Origin of the sequence: Streptomyces sp. WMMB 322 (genome assembly GCF_900090145.1) — a bacterium.
Classification (GTDB): domain Bacteria; phylum Actinomycetota; class Actinomycetes; order Streptomycetales; family Streptomycetaceae; genus Streptomyces.
In genome coordinates this window covers 109,176-123,480 of sequence record NZ_FMHI01000014.1, presented here as the reverse complement: position 1 = coordinate 123,480, position 14,305 = coordinate 109,176, and the positions used below count along the sequence as shown (strand labels likewise).

At 71.1% G+C, this 14,305-nt stretch carries 13 protein-coding genes; 4 read left to right on the top strand and 9 right to left on the bottom strand.

Going from position 1 to position 14,305, the window contains the following annotated elements; translation table 11 throughout:
• Positions 1-158: 158 nt before the first annotated feature.
• The 3 genes from H180DRAFT_RS21075 to nth all read right to left on the bottom strand — a co-directional run bounded on the left by H180DRAFT_RS21075 (position 159) and on the right by nth (position 3,396).
• Positions 159-1,358: a MarP family serine protease gene (locus H180DRAFT_RS21075; RefSeq protein ID WP_055487671.1), complete on the bottom strand. Its 1,200-nt coding sequence runs from the start codon at positions 1,356-1,358 to the stop codon at positions 159-161.
• 209 nt (positions 1,359-1,567) lie between these two features.
• Entirely contained in the window at positions 1,568-2,206 is a 639-nt protein-coding gene (locus tag H180DRAFT_RS21070) for an NUDIX hydrolase (protein ID WP_254666121.1), read from the bottom strand.
• A gap of 83 nt (positions 2,207-2,289) precedes the next feature.
• Positions 2,290-3,396 (bottom strand): endonuclease III, encoded by a 1,107-nt coding sequence (nth, locus tag H180DRAFT_RS21065; protein WP_107097718.1) that lies wholly within the window; start codon positions 3,394-3,396, stop codon positions 2,290-2,292.
• Between the two features lie 425 nt (positions 3,397-3,821).
• Here nth and H180DRAFT_RS21060 point away from each other — a divergent pair, with 425 nt between their 5' ends.
• A complete protein-coding gene (locus tag H180DRAFT_RS21060; protein ID WP_028438501.1) occupies positions 3,822-4,496 on the top strand; it encodes a Crp/Fnr family transcriptional regulator in 675 nt (224 codons plus the stop codon).
• A gap of 111 nt (positions 4,497-4,607) precedes the next feature.
• Here H180DRAFT_RS21060 and H180DRAFT_RS21055 read toward each other — a convergent pair whose 3' ends face one another.
• The 4 genes from H180DRAFT_RS21055 to H180DRAFT_RS29255 all read right to left on the bottom strand — a co-directional run bounded on the left by H180DRAFT_RS21055 (position 4,608) and on the right by H180DRAFT_RS29255 (position 7,151).
• Entirely contained in the window at positions 4,608-5,444 is an 837-nt protein-coding gene (locus H180DRAFT_RS21055) for an MBL fold metallo-hydrolase (RefSeq protein ID WP_055487668.1), read from the bottom strand.
• Positions 5,441-6,415, bottom strand: a complete 975-nt coding sequence (locus H180DRAFT_RS21050) for an NUDIX hydrolase (protein ID WP_055487667.1) — start codon at positions 6,413-6,415, stop codon at positions 5,441-5,443. The genes H180DRAFT_RS21055 and H180DRAFT_RS21050 overlap by 4 nt, the downstream gene beginning before the upstream one ends.
• Before the next feature lie 107 nt (positions 6,416-6,522).
• Positions 6,523-6,996, bottom strand: coding sequence for a RidA family protein (locus H180DRAFT_RS21045; RefSeq protein ID WP_055487666.1), 474 nt, complete (start codon positions 6,994-6,996; stop codon positions 6,523-6,525).
• Complete coding sequence (locus H180DRAFT_RS29255) at positions 6,993-7,151, bottom strand: Sp36 family protein (RefSeq protein WP_107097717.1); 159 nt, start codon at positions 7,149-7,151, stop codon at positions 6,993-6,995. Before H180DRAFT_RS29255 ends, H180DRAFT_RS21045 begins: the two co-directional genes overlap by 4 nt.
• 43 nt (positions 7,152-7,194) lie before the next feature.
• Between H180DRAFT_RS29255 and H180DRAFT_RS21040 the strand changes: the two genes are divergently transcribed.
• The gene (locus tag H180DRAFT_RS21040; RefSeq protein ID WP_055487665.1) at positions 7,195-8,169 is read left to right on the top strand and encodes an ATPase BagA; all 975 of its coding nucleotides are present in this window, start codon (positions 7,195-7,197) and stop codon (positions 8,167-8,169) included.
• Entirely contained in the window at positions 8,166-9,629 is a 1,464-nt protein-coding gene (locus H180DRAFT_RS21035; protein WP_079100280.1) for an ATPase BagB, read from the top strand. The genes H180DRAFT_RS21040 and H180DRAFT_RS21035 overlap by 4 nt, the downstream gene beginning before the upstream one ends.
• A 595-nt stretch (positions 9,630-10,224) precedes the next feature.
• Here the strand turns inward: H180DRAFT_RS21035 and H180DRAFT_RS21030 are convergent.
• On the bottom strand, positions 10,225-10,587 hold the full coding sequence (locus tag H180DRAFT_RS21030) for a WhiB family transcriptional regulator (protein ID WP_055487664.1): 363 nt from the start codon (positions 10,585-10,587) through the stop codon (positions 10,225-10,227).
• 467 nt (positions 10,588-11,054) lie between these two features.
• On the opposite strand from H180DRAFT_RS21030, the gene H180DRAFT_RS21025 reads away from it, so the two are divergent.
• Positions 11,055-13,328, top strand: a complete 2,274-nt coding sequence (locus H180DRAFT_RS21025) for a transglycosylase domain-containing protein (RefSeq protein ID WP_055487663.1) — start codon at positions 11,055-11,057, stop codon at positions 13,326-13,328.
• Between the two features lie 356 nt (positions 13,329-13,684).
• Here the strand turns inward: H180DRAFT_RS21025 and H180DRAFT_RS21020 are convergent, their stop codons facing one another.
• Positions 13,685-14,152 carry a GatB/YqeY domain-containing protein gene (locus H180DRAFT_RS21020; protein ID WP_055487662.1) on the bottom strand — a complete coding sequence of 156 codons (468 nt, stop codon included), beginning with the start codon at positions 14,150-14,152 and terminating at the stop codon, positions 13,685-13,687.
• Between the last annotated feature and the right edge of the window lie 153 nt (positions 14,153-14,305).

Sequence of the window (14,305 nt, the reverse complement as noted above, 5' to 3'; positions counted from 1 at the left end):
AAGCCGCCGAGCCCGGAATTCCCAGTCTGCTCAGCCGAAGAGCACGCTGGGTCGGAGCACGGCTGCGGCACTCGCGCGGCTGAGGACGTCCGCACTCGCGCTCCCCGTCGCGCCCGCCCGCGCATCCCGCGGTGCGTGCTGCGCGCGTCGGCACCCGCTCACATCGCGCAGCCCTGGCTGTCGGCCTGCCGTTCGGCGGCCCGGCCGCGCTGCGCGTCGCTGCGGACCTCGTCCGCCGTGAGCGCGTATCCCGTACGGGAGTTGTCGAGCGACTTGGCGAAGATGACGCCGTAGACCTTGCCTTCGGGCGTGAGCAGCGGACCGCCGGAGTTGCCCTGGCGGACCGTCGCGTACAGGGAGTAGATGTCGCGGCGGACCCTGTCCTGGTGGTAGATGTCCGGACCGTCGGCCTCGACGCGGTCCCGTACGCGTGCCGAACGCACGTCGAAGCCGCCGTTCTCCGGGAAGCCCGCGACGATGGCGCCGTCACCCCGGCCGGCATCCTTCCGCTCGAACTCGAGGGCGGGGGCCTGGAGCGTCGGAACGTCCAGCACGGCGATGTCCCGGTCCGGGTCGTAGAGGACGATCCGCGCGTCGTGGATGCGGCCCACCCCGCCCATCTGCACCGTCGGGTCCTTGACGCCGCCCACCACGTGCGCGTTCGTCATGACCCGGTGCGGGGCGAAGACGAAACCGGTGCCCTCCAGAACCTTTCCGCAACGCGTTGCGCTGCCCACGACCTTCGCGATGCTGCGCCTCGCCTCGGACACGGCCTGGCTCTTCGCCAGCTTCGGGTCGGGCGCGGGCACCGCCCGGATCGGCTCGTTGGAGAAGGGCGAGAAGACCTGCGGGAGCCCGTTCCGCGCGAGCGTCGAGGAGAACTCGTTGAACCAGCTGTCGGCCGCCGGCGGCAGCACCCGCGAAACCCCCAGCAGCACGCTGGAGTTGCGCACCTCCTTGCTGACCGTCGGCAGCGCCGAACCCGCCAGCGCCGAACCGATGAACCAGGCCACGAGCAGCATCGCGAGCACGTTGACGAGCGCGCCGCCCGTGGCGTCCACGGCACGCGCCGGCGACCACGTGATGTGCTGCCGCAGCTTGTTGCCGAGGTGGGTGGTGAACGCCTGGCCCACGGACGCGCAGACGATGACGATGACGACCGCCGCGATCACGCCGAAGGCCCCGGGCGGGGTGCCGTCCGTCAGCCCGTTCCACAGCGGTGGCAGCACGAGGATCGCCACGAGCCCGCCGCCGAGGAAGCCGGCCACGGACAGAATTCCGACGACAAAGCCCTGCCGGTATCCGATGACGGCGAACCAGACGGCGGCAAGCAGGAGCACAAAGTCCAGGGCGTTCACGGGAGGCAGGGTCTCATGGGGGCGGAGGAGACGATCCGCCACGGTCCGATCGGATGCGCGCGGCGGCCCCGGTGATGCGCCGAAGGGCCCGGCGCGCGCGCATCGGCTTCGTCATGTTCCGGCATCGTCATGTGCGGGCATCGTCAGGCGCCGGTTCGTCATGTTCCGGCATCGTCATGTGCGGGCGTCGTCATCATGTGCCGGTTACCTCACGTGCCGTCGATCGGGACGCGCCGCTCGCGGTCCCAGGGCTGTTCCCAGCCCGAGTAGTGCAGCAGCCGGTCGATGACCCCCGCCGTGAAACCCCACACCAGGGCCGGCCCCACGTTGAACGCCGGGCCGGTGTAGCCGGAGGGGTGGACGGCCATCGCGCGGTTTCCCGGGTCGGTCAGCTCCGAGACGGGGACGGTGAAGACCCTCGCCGTCTCGGCCGGGTCCACGGGCGCCACGGGCGTGGGGCGCCGCCACCACGCGAGGACGGGCGTGACGACGAAATCGCTCACCGGAATGTAGAGCGCCGGCAGCGTCGCGAAGATCTGCACGCCTGACGGGTCGAGGCCCGTCTCCTCCTCGGCCTCCCGCAGCGCCGCCCGCAGCCGCCCCTCGCCTTCCGGATCACCGTCCTCCGGGTCGATCGCGCCGCCGGGGAAGGACGGCTGGCCGGCGTGCGAGCGGAGGCTGGACGCCCGCTCCATGAGCAGCAGTTCGGGCCCGTCGGCTCCCTCACCGAACAGCACGAGCACCGCAGACGGCCGCCCCGCTCCGTCGTCGGGCGGCAGGAACCGGCTCAGCTGACGCGGCTCGACCGAGGCCGCCACCTTGGCGACGGGCGCGAGCCAGGCCGGCAGACCGCGGTCGCTGAAGTGGACGGGGGGACCGGCGGACGAGCCGTCGCAGGCGGCACGCGTACGCGAACCCGCGGGGGGACCGGTCACCGGGCGGCTCCGCCGGTGCCGTTCCCGTCGGCTCCGCCGGTGCCGTTCCCGTTTGCGCCGAGCGGCGGCGCCGGGCGGCCCGGGTAGTCGGCCGGAGGCTTCAGGCGCTGGCCGGGCAGCCCGCCCATCTCGTACTTCAGCAGTTTCCTCGCCTTCTCCGGGTCGAGCTCGCCCTCGCCGTACGAGGGGCACAGCTGCGCGATGGGGCAGGCACCGCAGGCCGGCTTTCGGGAGTGGCAGATGCGTCGGCCGTGGAAGATCGTCCGGTGCGAGAACATCGTCCACTCGCTCTTGGGGATGATCTCGGCGATCTCGGCCTCGACCTTGTCCGCGTCCGTCTGCTCCGTGAGCTTCCACCGGCGCACGAGGCGGCCGAAGTGGGTGTCGACCGTCAGCCCGGGGACGCCGAAGGCATTGCCCAGCACGACGAACGCGGTCTTGCGCCCGACGCCCGGCAGCGACACCAAGTCCTTTATGTTGCCCGGCACTTCACCGCCGAACCTGTCGCGGATCGCTGCCGACAGCCCGAGCACGGACTTGGCCTTGGCCCGGAAGAAGCCGGTGGGGCGCAGCAGCTCCTCCAGCTTCTCCGGGTCGGCGGCCGCCATGTCCTCGGGAGTGGGGTAGGCGGCGAAGAGCGCGGGCGTCGTCTGGTTGACCCGCAGGTCGGTGGTCTGGGCGGAGAGGACCGTGGCGACCAGCAGCTGGTAGGGGTTCTCGAAGTCGAGCTCGGGGTGCGCGTAGTAGTACACGTCGGCCAGCTCGCGGTTGATGCGGCGGGCACGGCGGACCTTGGCGAGGTGGGACTCGGGCTTCCCCGGCGCCTTCTTCGGGGCACCCTTCTTCGCCGGGGCGCCCTTCTTCGCCGGGGCGGCCTTCGCCGGGCTCTTTCTCGGAGCAGCCTTCCCGGACGCAGCCTTCCCGGACGCAGCCTTCGCGGGCGCGGCCGTCCCGGCCGCCGCCTTCCCGGCCGCGGTCTTCTTCGCGGGCTTGCCGGTGCTTCCGGTTGCCGGCGTCACATCGTCGGCGGAGGCAGCAACGGACCCCTTTGTCCGGCTTGCCCTGTCGAGGGGCTCCTGTTCGCCCACAGCGGAATCTCCCATCGCGGTCCCCCGTACGGCCCCGCTCTGCGTGCGCTCACCGGGGCATCACGGGCTCACTGACACCCGGCCAGCGTAGAGGGGCCCGCTGACATCCGCCCCGCACGAAGACGATTCCGGGCTCCGATCGGCCCCCTGCCTTCGGGAACTCGGGAGCGTGCGTCAAACTTGTGATTGATCGCACTGTTTCACCGTCCGGCATCATGGGGTTCGAGGTCCCCCGGCCCGGGGGCCTGGGGAGGCCCCAACCCTGGGCTCGGCGGCCCGGGGCGGCCGGCCCTCGGACCTTCGGGTCAGGGAAGGCCACATCCCTCGGGCTCACGGACCTGAGGTTGCCCTGGGCCTGGGGAGACGCCGCCCCTCGGCCCATGGGAGCCTTGTGAGGCCCCTGGGACCCCCATTGGGCTAGGTCGACAAGGAGAGAACTCGTGGACGACGTTCTGCGGCGCGCCCCGCTCTTCGCGGCGCTCGATGAGGAGCAAGCCGCTGAGCTGCGCGCCTCCATGTCGGAGACCACGCTCGCGCGAAGTGAGGCCCTCTTTCACGAGGGCGACCCGGGCGACCGTCTCTATGTAGTCACCGAAGGGAAGGTCAAGCTCCACCGCACCTCCCCTGACGGCCGGGAGAACATGCTGGCCGTGCTGGGCCCCGGTGAGCTCATCGGCGAGCTCTCCCTGTTCGACCCGGGTCCGCGTACCGCGACGGCCTCGGCCCTGACCGAGGTGAAGCTGCTCGGCCTGGGCCACGGCGACCTCCAGCCCTGGCTGAACGTACGTCCCGAGGTGGCGTCGGCACTGCTGCGGGCCATCGCCCGAAGGCTGCGCCGCACCAACGACTCGATGTCCGACCTCGTCTTCTCCGACGTCCCCGGCCGGGTCGCGAAGCAGCTGCTCGATCTTTCGCGCCGCTTCGGCGTGCAGTCGGAAGAAGGCATCCATGTCGTGCACGACCTCACGCAGGAGGAACTGGCGCAGCTCGTCGGCGCCTCGCGCGAGACCGTGAACAAGGCACTCGCCGACTTCGCGGGCCGCGGCTGGCTGCGGCTGGAGGCCCGCGCGGTGATCCTGCTCGACATCGAGCGGCTGGCGAAGCGGAGCCGCTGAACCGCGGAGCCGCCGGGCCGCCGGAACGGCAACGCGTGCGGGGCGTCCTCTCCGGAGGGCGCCCCGCACGCATGTGTCCCGTGCCCCGGGGCCCAGCACCGGCCCCGGGCGCTATGCGGCGCCGGCCCCGCGTTCCGCCAGGTAGGCGAGCTGCGCCCGCACCGACAGCTCGGCGGCCGGCCACAGCGAACGGTCGACGTCCGCGTACACGTGCGCCACGACCTCCGACGCCGTGCCGAACCCCTCTGCGACCGCGGTCTCGACCTGGGCGAGACGGTCGGCACGGTGCGCCAGGTAGAAGTCGATGACGCCCTGTGCGTCCTCCAGCACCGGCCCGTGCCCCGGCAGCACCGTGGAGACCCCGTCGTCCCTGGTCAGCGAGCGCAGGCGGCGCAGCGAGTCCAGGTAGTCGCCGAGCCGTCCGTCGGGGTGCGCGACGACGGTCGTGCCGCGGCCCAGCACCGTGTCGCCCGTCAGCACCGCCCCCTCGGCCGGCAGGTGGAAGCACAGCGAGTCGGCCGTGTGCCCGGGAGTGGGCACGACGCGCATCTCCAGACCCCCCGTGCTCACGACGTCACCGGCGGCGAGGCCCTCGTCGCCCAGGCGCAGCGCGGGGTCGAGGGCCCGTACCGAGGTGCCGGACAGCTCAGCGAAGCGTGCCGCGCCCTCCGCGTGATCGGGGTGGCCGTGGGTGAGAACCGTGAGATCCACGCGCTTGCCCAGGCGCTCGGCCGTGCTGAGCACATGGCGCAGATGGCCCTCGTCCAGCGGCCCGGGGTCGACGACGACGGCGGAGCCGGAACCGGGCTCGGCGACGATCCAGGTGTTGGTGCCGTCCAGCGTCATGGCGGACGGATTCGGCGCGAGGACGCAGTGGGCACGCGCGGTGGCCTGACCGCTGAGCACGCCGCCGCGCGGCTGGCCCGGCAGGGACGCGGCATCGGTCATGCGGAGCCGCCCTCTCCGCCTCCGCGGGTGTCCTCGGTCCCGGCACCGCCGTCGGGCGTGGCCCCGCTGCCGCCCGCGGTCGTCTCGACGCGCTTGGTGAACTCGTCGTGCCCCGGCCAGCTGAGCACGACGTGACCGCCCTCCAGCCGTGCCTCCGCCAGCACCGGGTTCAGATCGCGCCGCGCGCTGGCGGCCAGTGCACCGGCCGCCGTCCCGTAGGGCTCCAGCTGCCGCAGCATGGCGATGGTCGGCGGCATCATCAGCAGCTCGCCGTCGTCGTAGCCCGCGGCCGCCTCGCCGGGACGTATCCACACGGTGCGGTCCGCTTCCGTCGAGGCGTTGCGGGTGCGCTGGCCCTCTGGCAGCGCGGCGACGAAGAACCACGTGTCGTAGCGGCGCTTCTCGAACTCCGGGGTGATCCAGCGCGCCCAGGCGCCGAGCAGATCGCTGCGCAGCACCAGACCGCGGCGTTCCAGGAAGTCGGCGAAGGAGAGCTCGTGCGCGGCGAGGGCCGTGCGGTCCCGCTCCCAGTCCTCGCCGGTCGTGTCGTCGACGACGCTGGAGGCGTCCGGGCCCGCGAGCAGCACGCCCGCTTCCTCGAAGGTCTCGCGCACCGCGGCGCAGACGATGGCCTGCGCGGTGGCCTCGTCCGTACCGAACCGCATCGCCCACTCCTTGCGTGAGGGCCCGGCCCAGCCACGGCCGGGCCTGCGGTCGTCGCCGCCCCAGTGCTCGTCGCGCGGGTCGACGCCGCCGCCGGGGTAGGCGTACGCGCCCCCGGCGAAGGCCATGGACGTGCGCCTGCGGAGCATGTGCACCTCGGGGCCCTCCGCCGCCCCGCCGCCGTCACGCAGCAGCATGACCGTGGCGGCCGGGCGCGGAGCCACGGGCGTGATCTCACCCGCCGCCAGGGCGCGGATGCGCTCCGGCCACTCCCGTGGGTACCACTGACCGTTCGTGGATGAGGACATGGTCGGATGCTACGGGTCACTCCGGCACCACGTCGCCGGGTGGTGACGGAGCGGCCCGTGAAGGCACAGGTAACGGCTTCGTGAACTCCGTCACCGCGACGCTTCGTTCACTCCGCCCAGTCGGCCAGCTCGACCTGGACCTCGACCTCGACGGGTGCGTCCATCGGCAGCACGGCCACACCGACGGCGCTGCGCGCGTGGATGCCCTTGTCTCCGAAGACCTCGCCGAGCAGTTCGCTCGCACCGTTGATGACGGCCGGCTGAGCGGTGAAGTCCGGTGCGGAGGCGACGAATCCGGTGACCTTCACGACCCGTGCGACCCGCTCGAGTCCGCCCGCCACGGAGGCGACGGCGGCCAGGGCGTTCAACGCGCACGTGCGCGCCAGGTCCTTTGCCTCCTCCTGCGTGACCTCCGCGCCGACCTTCCCCGTCACCGGCAGCTTGCCCTCGACGAGCGGGACCTGGCCCGCGGTGTACACGTACCGTCCGCTGCGCACGGCCGGCACGTACGCGCCCGCAGGGGTGGCGACTTCGGGCAGCGTGATGCCGAGCTCGGCGAGCCGGGAGTCGACGCCGCTCACTGCTTTTCCCGCTTGAGGTATGCCACCAGTTGGTCGGAACCCGTCGGCCCCGGAACGACCTGGACGAGTTCCCAGCCGTCCTCTCCCCAGGTGTCGAGGATCTGCTTGGTCGCGTGCACGAGCAGCGGCACTGTCGCGTATTCCCACTTCGTCATGGGGCCGAGCGTAGCCCGTCGCAAGCTGGTTAGGCTCCCGGGAGTGAGCAGGCTGCATGTTGTCACAGGCAAGGGCGGCACCGGCAAGACGACGGTCGCCGCGGCACTCGCGTTGGCCCTGGCCGCCGGAGGGAGGCGCACACTCCTCGTAGAAGTCGAGGGACGGCAGGGCATCGCTCAGCTCTTCGAGACTGAGCCGCTTCCGTACGAGGAACGCAAGATCGCCGTCGCGCACGACGGCGGCGAGGTCCATGCGCTCGCCATCGACCCCGAACGGGCGCTGCTGGACTACCTCCAGATGTTCTACAAGCTGGGCAGCGCCGGGCGCGCGCTGAAGAAGCTGGGCGCGATCGACTTCGCGACCACCATCGCGCCGGGCCTGCGGGACGTGCTGCTGACGGGCAAGGCGTGCGAGGCCGTACGCCGCCGGGACTCCCGCGAACGGCGTGTGTACGACGCGGTGGTGATGGACGCGCCGCCCACCGGCCGCATCACCCGCTTCCTCGGCGTCAACGAGGAGGTCGCCGGACTGGCCAAGGTCGGCCCCGTGCACAACCAGGCCCAGGCCGTGATGCGGGTGCTCAAGTCGCCCGAGACGGCGGTGCACTTGGTGACGCTGCTGGAGGAGATGCCTGTCCAGGAGACCGTGGACGGCGTCGCGGAGCTCCGCGAGGCGGGGCTGCCCGTCGGGGCGGCGCTGGTGAACATGGTGCGGCCGCACCTGCTGGACGAGGAACTGCTGCACAACGCCGACCGGGGTCCCGACGGTGACCTGGTCGAGGCGCTGCAGCGCGCGGGCCTCTCCCGCGCGGACCGGCTCGTCGGACCGCTCATCGAGCAGGCACACGAACACGCGCAACGCGTCGCACTGGAACAGGAGCAGCGCTCCGCGCTGGCGAAGCTGGACATGCCGCTGTACGAACTGGGGCTGCTGTCCGAGGGCGTCGAACTCGCCGGGCTCTACCAGCTCGCCGCGGATCTGCGCGATCAGTTGCCACCACGCCAGGAGAGGTCATGACAGAGGGCAGGACGGACACCCGGACGCACAAGGCCGGCGGCGCCGAGCACGCGGCACGCGCCGGAAGCCCCCTGGCCTCCGAAGTGGCTCTGCGCGTCGACCCGTTGATCGACGACCCGGAGACGCGGATCATCGTCTGCTGCGGCTCCGGCGGCGTCGGCAAGACGACGACCGCGGCCGCACTCGGTGTCCGGGCGGCGGAGCGGGGACGGAAGACCGTCGTCCTGACGATCGACCCCGCGCGGCGGCTCGCGCAGTCCATGGGGCTCACCGAACTGGACAACACCCCGCGGCCCGTTCCGGGCGTCGACGGGGAGGCCGGCGGCGAGCTGCACGCCATGATGCTGGACATGAAGCGGACCTTCGACGAGATCGTCGAGGCCCACGCGGAGCCCGAGCGCGCACGCGCCATCATGGCCAACCCCTTCTACGAGTCGCTCTCGGCGGGCTTTGCGGGGACGCAGGAGTACATGGCGATGGAGAAGCTGGGCCAGCTGCGCTCCGTCGGGGCCTCCCCGGACGCGGAGGGCCGAGGGGAATGGGACCTGATCGTCGTGGACACTCCGCCGTCCCGCTCCGCGCTGGACTTCCTGGACGCGCCGAAACGGCTGGGCTCGTTCCTGGACGGCCGGTTCATCCGGATGCTCATGGCGCCGGCGAAGGCGGGCGGCCGCGCCGGGATGAAGTTCGTCAACCTCGGCATGGCCGGGCTCTCGATGTTCACCGGGGCGCTCAACAAGCTGCTCGGGACGGGCCTGTTGCGTGATGTGCAGACCTTCGTGGCCGCGATGGACACGATGTTCGGGGGTTTCCGTACGCGCGCGGACGCCACGTACAAGCTGCTCCAGGCGCCCGGAACGGCGTTCCTCGTGGTGGCGGCGCCGGAAAGCGACGCGCTGCGCGAGGCGGCGTACTTCGTGGAACGGCTCGCGGAGGAGCAGATGCCGCTCGCCGGGCTCGTACTCAACCGCGTGCACGGCAGCGGCGCCTCGGCGATCGGTGCGGAGCGGGCACTGGCCCTCGCGGAAAATCTTGAAGAGGGCGGCATTGTGGATCGAGGGCGCGGGAAGGGAAAGGGACACAGCGCCCACTCCCCCGGGCGCGGCTCGTCGGACGGCACGGTCGCGGACGAGCAACGGGAAACCGGACAGAACGCCGACCCGGACTCCGCCCTGCGGCCCGAATCCGCAGACGAGCCGACGGGGCGGAACGGGCATTTCGGCCATACCGAGCAACTGGCCGCTGCTCTGCTGCGTTTGCATGCCGAACGCATGCGGCTCCTGAGCCGCGAACGGCGCACGCGCGACCGCTTCGCGGCGCTCCATCCCGAAGTACCGGTGGCCGAAGTGGAGGCGCTGGCCGGCGACGTGCACGACTTGGCCGGGCTGCGCACGATCGGCGAACTGCTCGCCCACGGGCCGCAGCACCGGAAGGCGCCGGGGCGCCCGCCTGCGGCCTGACCCCGCGCTCCGCTCTCTTCCCGGTCCGCTCGCCGACACCGGCCACGCGGTCGTGACAGCGGCGCGGGTCGTGAGGCAATGCGTCCACGTGAGGCGACGCGTTCAACGGCACGGGGCCCCCGGGGCAGGAGTGCACTTCTGTCCCGCCGGTCACACCGCTCACGACCCGCACGCGCGGCCGGCCCCGATGCCGGTGCCCTGCACTCGCGTTCAGCAGCGAGACGCAGGGCATGCGGGGCGAAGCACCTCGTGACCTGTCCAGCCCTCGCCGCAGGACCCTGTCCTCTCGTTGCAGGACCGCGCCCTCGTCGCAGGACCGTGCCGTCGTCGCGCACGAGCGCAGCGCGCCACACACGAGTGCCGCGCGAGCACCTCCCGCCCGGTTTCCTCGACCGAGCGGTACGAGCGGTGCGTCGCGGCACATCGAAACGGGGGTGCGAGCCCGCGGGAAGCGTGAGGTGCGGGCGACCCCTTGGCACGCGCATGGCATGGCGCGACGTCGCTACCGCTCAACTGCCGTACGGCGCAATCGCCTCACGACCGAGCGGCAGTGCACGTCATGCCCTCCACGCCCCGGATCACCGGGAGACGGGGCTCACCCCGCCGCCGCGTAGTCCTTCACCGCATTGACGGCGTAGTCCTTCGCCCCCTCGAGGTCCAGGGGCAGAACTCCGCCCGTGTCACGCTCGTACTCCATGCGCGCCGTCTCGAGCAGCCGGCGCCAGGAGGTGACCGTGGGCCGGCGGCGCAGCAACGCCCTCCGCTCCCGCTCGGTCATCCCGCCCCAGACACCGAACTCAACTCGGTTGTCCAGCGCGTCGGCCAGACACTCGGTGCGCACGGGGCACCCCGTACATACGGCCTTGGCGCGGTTCTGTGCCGCACCCTGCACGAACAGTTCATCCGGATCGGTAGTGCGACAGGCTGCCTGCGCACTCCAGTCGGTTACCCAGCCCATAGCCGGCGCCGTCCTCTCCCGAATCGAGGCTCCCCCACGGCGGCAAGCGGCATATTCGCCGTTGCCTGTTGGTGACGTTACGGAAGGTGGGCAGGGCGCAACACCCCCAGCGGGCCCAATCTTGAATGGCCCGAACGGACTATGCGTGCGCAACAAGTAACCCACCGGAGTGAGCCGGTAACAACCTGGACTCAACTTGAGCTCAAATCGGGGTACTTGACGCCCGCTTGCGCTCAAAGCCGAGCTTTCGGGACAACACAGGAGTTCACGGCGGTGCGGCGGAGAGGAACTTGCCGGACACATCACGGCACTTGGCGCTGTTCCGGACAAGCCTCATCACTCACAGGAGTGAGCGGATAGGCCGCAGTGGAGCGAGGCCACAGTGACGGTGTGAGGTTCGATGCGTACGCCAGCTTAGGCGAACTGAGGCTCCCCTGTCCGGCAATTGAGAACGTAGGCTGAGGGCCATGGTGAAGATGAGTGCCGGCGGTGGTGAGTCCGCGTTCCAGCAGGGCGCCAAGTTCCTCGGCGTCAGCGTGCTGGCGGGCGCGGTGCTCGCAGGTCTGGCGCTTCCGGCGGTCGGCAGCCTCGGGCTCGTCACCAAGAACACGGTCCAGGGCTTCGACGAACTCCCCGCGAACCTCAAGCGTCCGCCGCTGAGTCAGCGCACCACCGTCCTCGACTCCGAGGGCGGCGAGATCGCCAAGATCTACTCGCGGGACCGCACAGTCGTCCGCCTTTCCGAGATCTCACCGACCATGCGCAAGGCGATCATCGCCATCGAGGACGCACGCTTCTACAAGCACGGCGCCGTCGACCTGAAGGGCATCCTGCGCGCGCTCAACCGCAACGCCCAGAACGGCGAGGTCGAAGAGGGCGCCTCCTCGCTCACGCAGCAGTACGTGAAGAACGTCTTCGTGGAGGAAGCCGGCGACGACCCCGACAAGGTCGCCCGGGCCACCCAGCAGACGATCGGCCGGAAGATCAAGGAACTCAAGTACGCGATCCAGGTCGAGGAGAGCCTCGGCAAGAAGAAGATCCTCGAGAACTACCTCAACATCACCTTCTTCGGGCAGCAGGCGTACGGGGTCGAGGCAGCCGCGCAGCGGTACTTCTCCAAGCCCGCCAAGGACCTCGACGTGCCCGAGTCGGCCCTGCTGGCCGGGCTCGTGCAGTCCCCCGCCCGGTACGACCCGGTGCAGAACGAGGACGCGGCCAAGAAGCGGCGCGACACCGTGATTTCACGCATGCAGGCCCTCGGCCACATCTCCGCCGATGAGGCGCGCGAGGCGAAGGACAAGCCCCTCGGCCTCGACATCAGCAAGCCCCGCAACGGCTGCATCACCGCTTCGCACGGAGCCGGCTTCTTCTGCGACTACGTACGCGAAGTGGTCCTGAAGGACCCGGCGTTCGGCAAGACGGAGAAGGCACGCGCCAAGCGGTGGAACCAGGGCGGCCTGACGATCAGGACCACGCTCGACCCGAAGGCGCAGAAGTCCGTCGAGGCATCGGTCAAGAACCATGTGAACAAGTCGGACAAGGTGGCGACCGCCGCCTCCATAGTGGAGCCGGGCACCGGCAAGATCCTCGCGATGGGCCAGTCACGGCCCTACGGCTTCGGAGAGAACGAGACGCAGATCAACCTCTCCGTGGACGACGACATGGGCGGCGGCGCCGGCTACCAGCCGGGCTCCACCTTCAAGCCGGTGATCGCGGCGGCTGCGCTGGAGCGCGGCATGAGCGTGTACAAGAAGTACCCCTCGCCGTACAAGATGCAGTACCCCTCGCCGGTGCAGACGTGCGGAGGCCAGTGGAACGGCAGCGCCCCCGTCGAGAACGAGAACAAGAGCGAGGTGGGCCCGTACGAGATGAAGGAGGCCACCGCCAAGTCGGTGAACACCTACTTCGTCTCCCTCATCAGCGAAACCGGCGTCTGCCCCGTCACGGAGATGGCCGGGAAGATGGGCATCGAGCGGGCCGACGGCAAGGAGATCGACCAGGTCCCCTCCATCACCCTGGGCACGCAGGAGATGTCGCCGCTGACGATGGCCGAGGGATACGCCACCTTCGCCAACCGGGGCGTGCACTGCACACCCGTGGCGATCGAGTCGATCACCGACGCACGCGGCAGGAAGCTCCCGGTGCCGAAGACCTCGTGCGAGCGCGCGATGAGCACGCGGACCGCCGACACCGTCAACTCGCTCCTGCGAGGCGTCGTCGAGGACGGCACGGGAAAGAAGGCCGGGCTGAGCGGACGCGACAGCGCGGGCAAGACCGGCACCACTGACCAGCGCTACGCGGCCTGGTTCGTGGGCTACACACCCAACATGTCGGGCGCCGTGTGGGTGGGGGACCCGGCGCACAAGACGCAGATGACGAACATCTCGATCGGCGGGAACTACTACGACAAGGTCTTCGGCGGCGAAGTGCCCGGCCCCATCTGGCGCGACGCCATGGCAGGTGCCCTGGAGGGCAAGCCCGCCCCGAAGTTCAACCTCATTCCCATCGACGACGACAAGGGCAAGGGCGACGGCAAAGGCCGCGACAAGCCCAAGCCGCCCGACGACTCACCGTGGCCGGACATCACGCTTCCGCCGGACTTCATCGGCGGCGGGGGCAACGGCGGTGCCGACACCGGAGGGACCGGGGGCACCGGGGGCCAGAACGGCGGCAGTGGCGACCCGTTCGGCGGGCGCGGCGGCGGCACGGGCGGCCGCTCCGGCGGGACCGGCGGCTTCTAGGCCCTGTCAGCCGGCCGAGGATCGGCTTCGGGTCGGCGGAGCGCAGGTTCCGGCCGAGGAACGCAGGTTCGCCGGCCGGCGGAGCGCAGGCTTCCGGAACGGTCCCCGGCATCCGGAACGGTCTCCGGCATCCGGGGCGCCCAGCGGCTCAAGGAGCGCTCGGTTGTGAAGGGCCCGGGGGCCCGGGGAGGCCGGCCCGCGCGTCCCGGGGGGTGACGCGGTGGCCCGCCCGGTGGGCTCGACCCGGCAGCATGGGACGTCCCGCTGCTCGTGACCCCCGGTCCGTACGCGCGAGAGGGGGCGCTCCGGCCTGGGCAAGGGGAGCGCCCCCTTCGCGTGCGTGTGTGCTTCGGGGGTCAGCCCGAGGCGAGCCGCTTCTTGACCGCCGCCGCCACCCGACCGCCCTCGGCCCGTCCCTGCACCTTCGGGTTGACGATCTTCATGACGGCGCCCATGGCGCGCGGCCCCTCGGCCCCACCGGCCTGCGCCTCCGCGACGGCCTCGGCGACCAGCGCGTCCAGCTCCTCGTCCGTCAGCTGCTTCGGCAGGTAGTCGGCGAGCACCTCCCCCTCGGCGCGCTCCCGTTCGGCCTGCTCCCCGCGGCCGCCGTCCGCGAACGCCTCCGCCGCCTCGCGGCGCTTCTTCGCCTCGCGCGTGATCACCTTCTGGACCTCGTCGTCCGACAGCGCGCGTGCGGACTTTCCGGCGACCTCCTCCTTCGAGATCGCGGCGAGGGTCATGCGGAGGGTCGCGGAGCGCAGTTCGTCGCGCTCCTTGATCGCTGCCGTCAGGTCGTTCTGAAGCCGGGACTTGAGCGTAGTCATAGCGTTTTCATGTCCTCCTGGGAATCCTGGCCCCATCATCCCGCACGCGGCGCCGGGAGCGCTCCGGACGTCGTCGCTGCGCCCGCGGCGGAACGTCCGCGCGTGCCCTCCGCCGACCGCTTCCTCCGGAAAGGAGCAGCGGGTGCGCACACG

Excerpts from the sequence above, each read along its gene's own strand:
- nth (WP_107097718.1), bottom strand. The coding sequence starts at position 3,396 with ATGGGAGATTCCGCTGTGGGCGAACAGGAGCCCCTCGACAGGGCAAGC.
- H180DRAFT_RS21055 (WP_055487668.1), bottom strand. The coding sequence starts at position 5,444 with ATGACCGATGCCGCGTCCCTGCCGGGCCAGCCGCGCGGCGGCGTGCTC.
- H180DRAFT_RS21050 (WP_055487667.1), bottom strand. The coding sequence starts at position 6,415 with ATGTCCTCATCCACGAACGGTCAGTGGTACCCACGGGAGTGGCCGGAG.
- H180DRAFT_RS29255 (WP_107097717.1), bottom strand. The coding sequence starts at position 7,151 with ATGACGAAGTGGGAATACGCGACAGTGCCGCTGCTCGTGCACGCGACC.
- H180DRAFT_RS21035 (WP_079100280.1), top strand. The coding sequence starts at position 8,166 with ATGACAGAGGGCAGGACGGACACCCGGACGCACAAGGCCGGCGGCGCC.
- H180DRAFT_RS21030 (WP_055487664.1), bottom strand. The coding sequence starts at position 10,587 with ATGGGCTGGGTAACCGACTGGAGTGCGCAGGCAGCCTGTCGCACTACC.
- H180DRAFT_RS21025 (WP_055487663.1), top strand. The coding sequence starts at position 11,055 with ATGGTGAAGATGAGTGCCGGCGGTGGTGAGTCCGCGTTCCAGCAGGGC.
- H180DRAFT_RS21020 (WP_055487662.1), bottom strand. The coding sequence starts at position 14,152 with ATGACTACGCTCAAGTCCCGGCTTCAGAACGACCTGACGGCAGCGATC.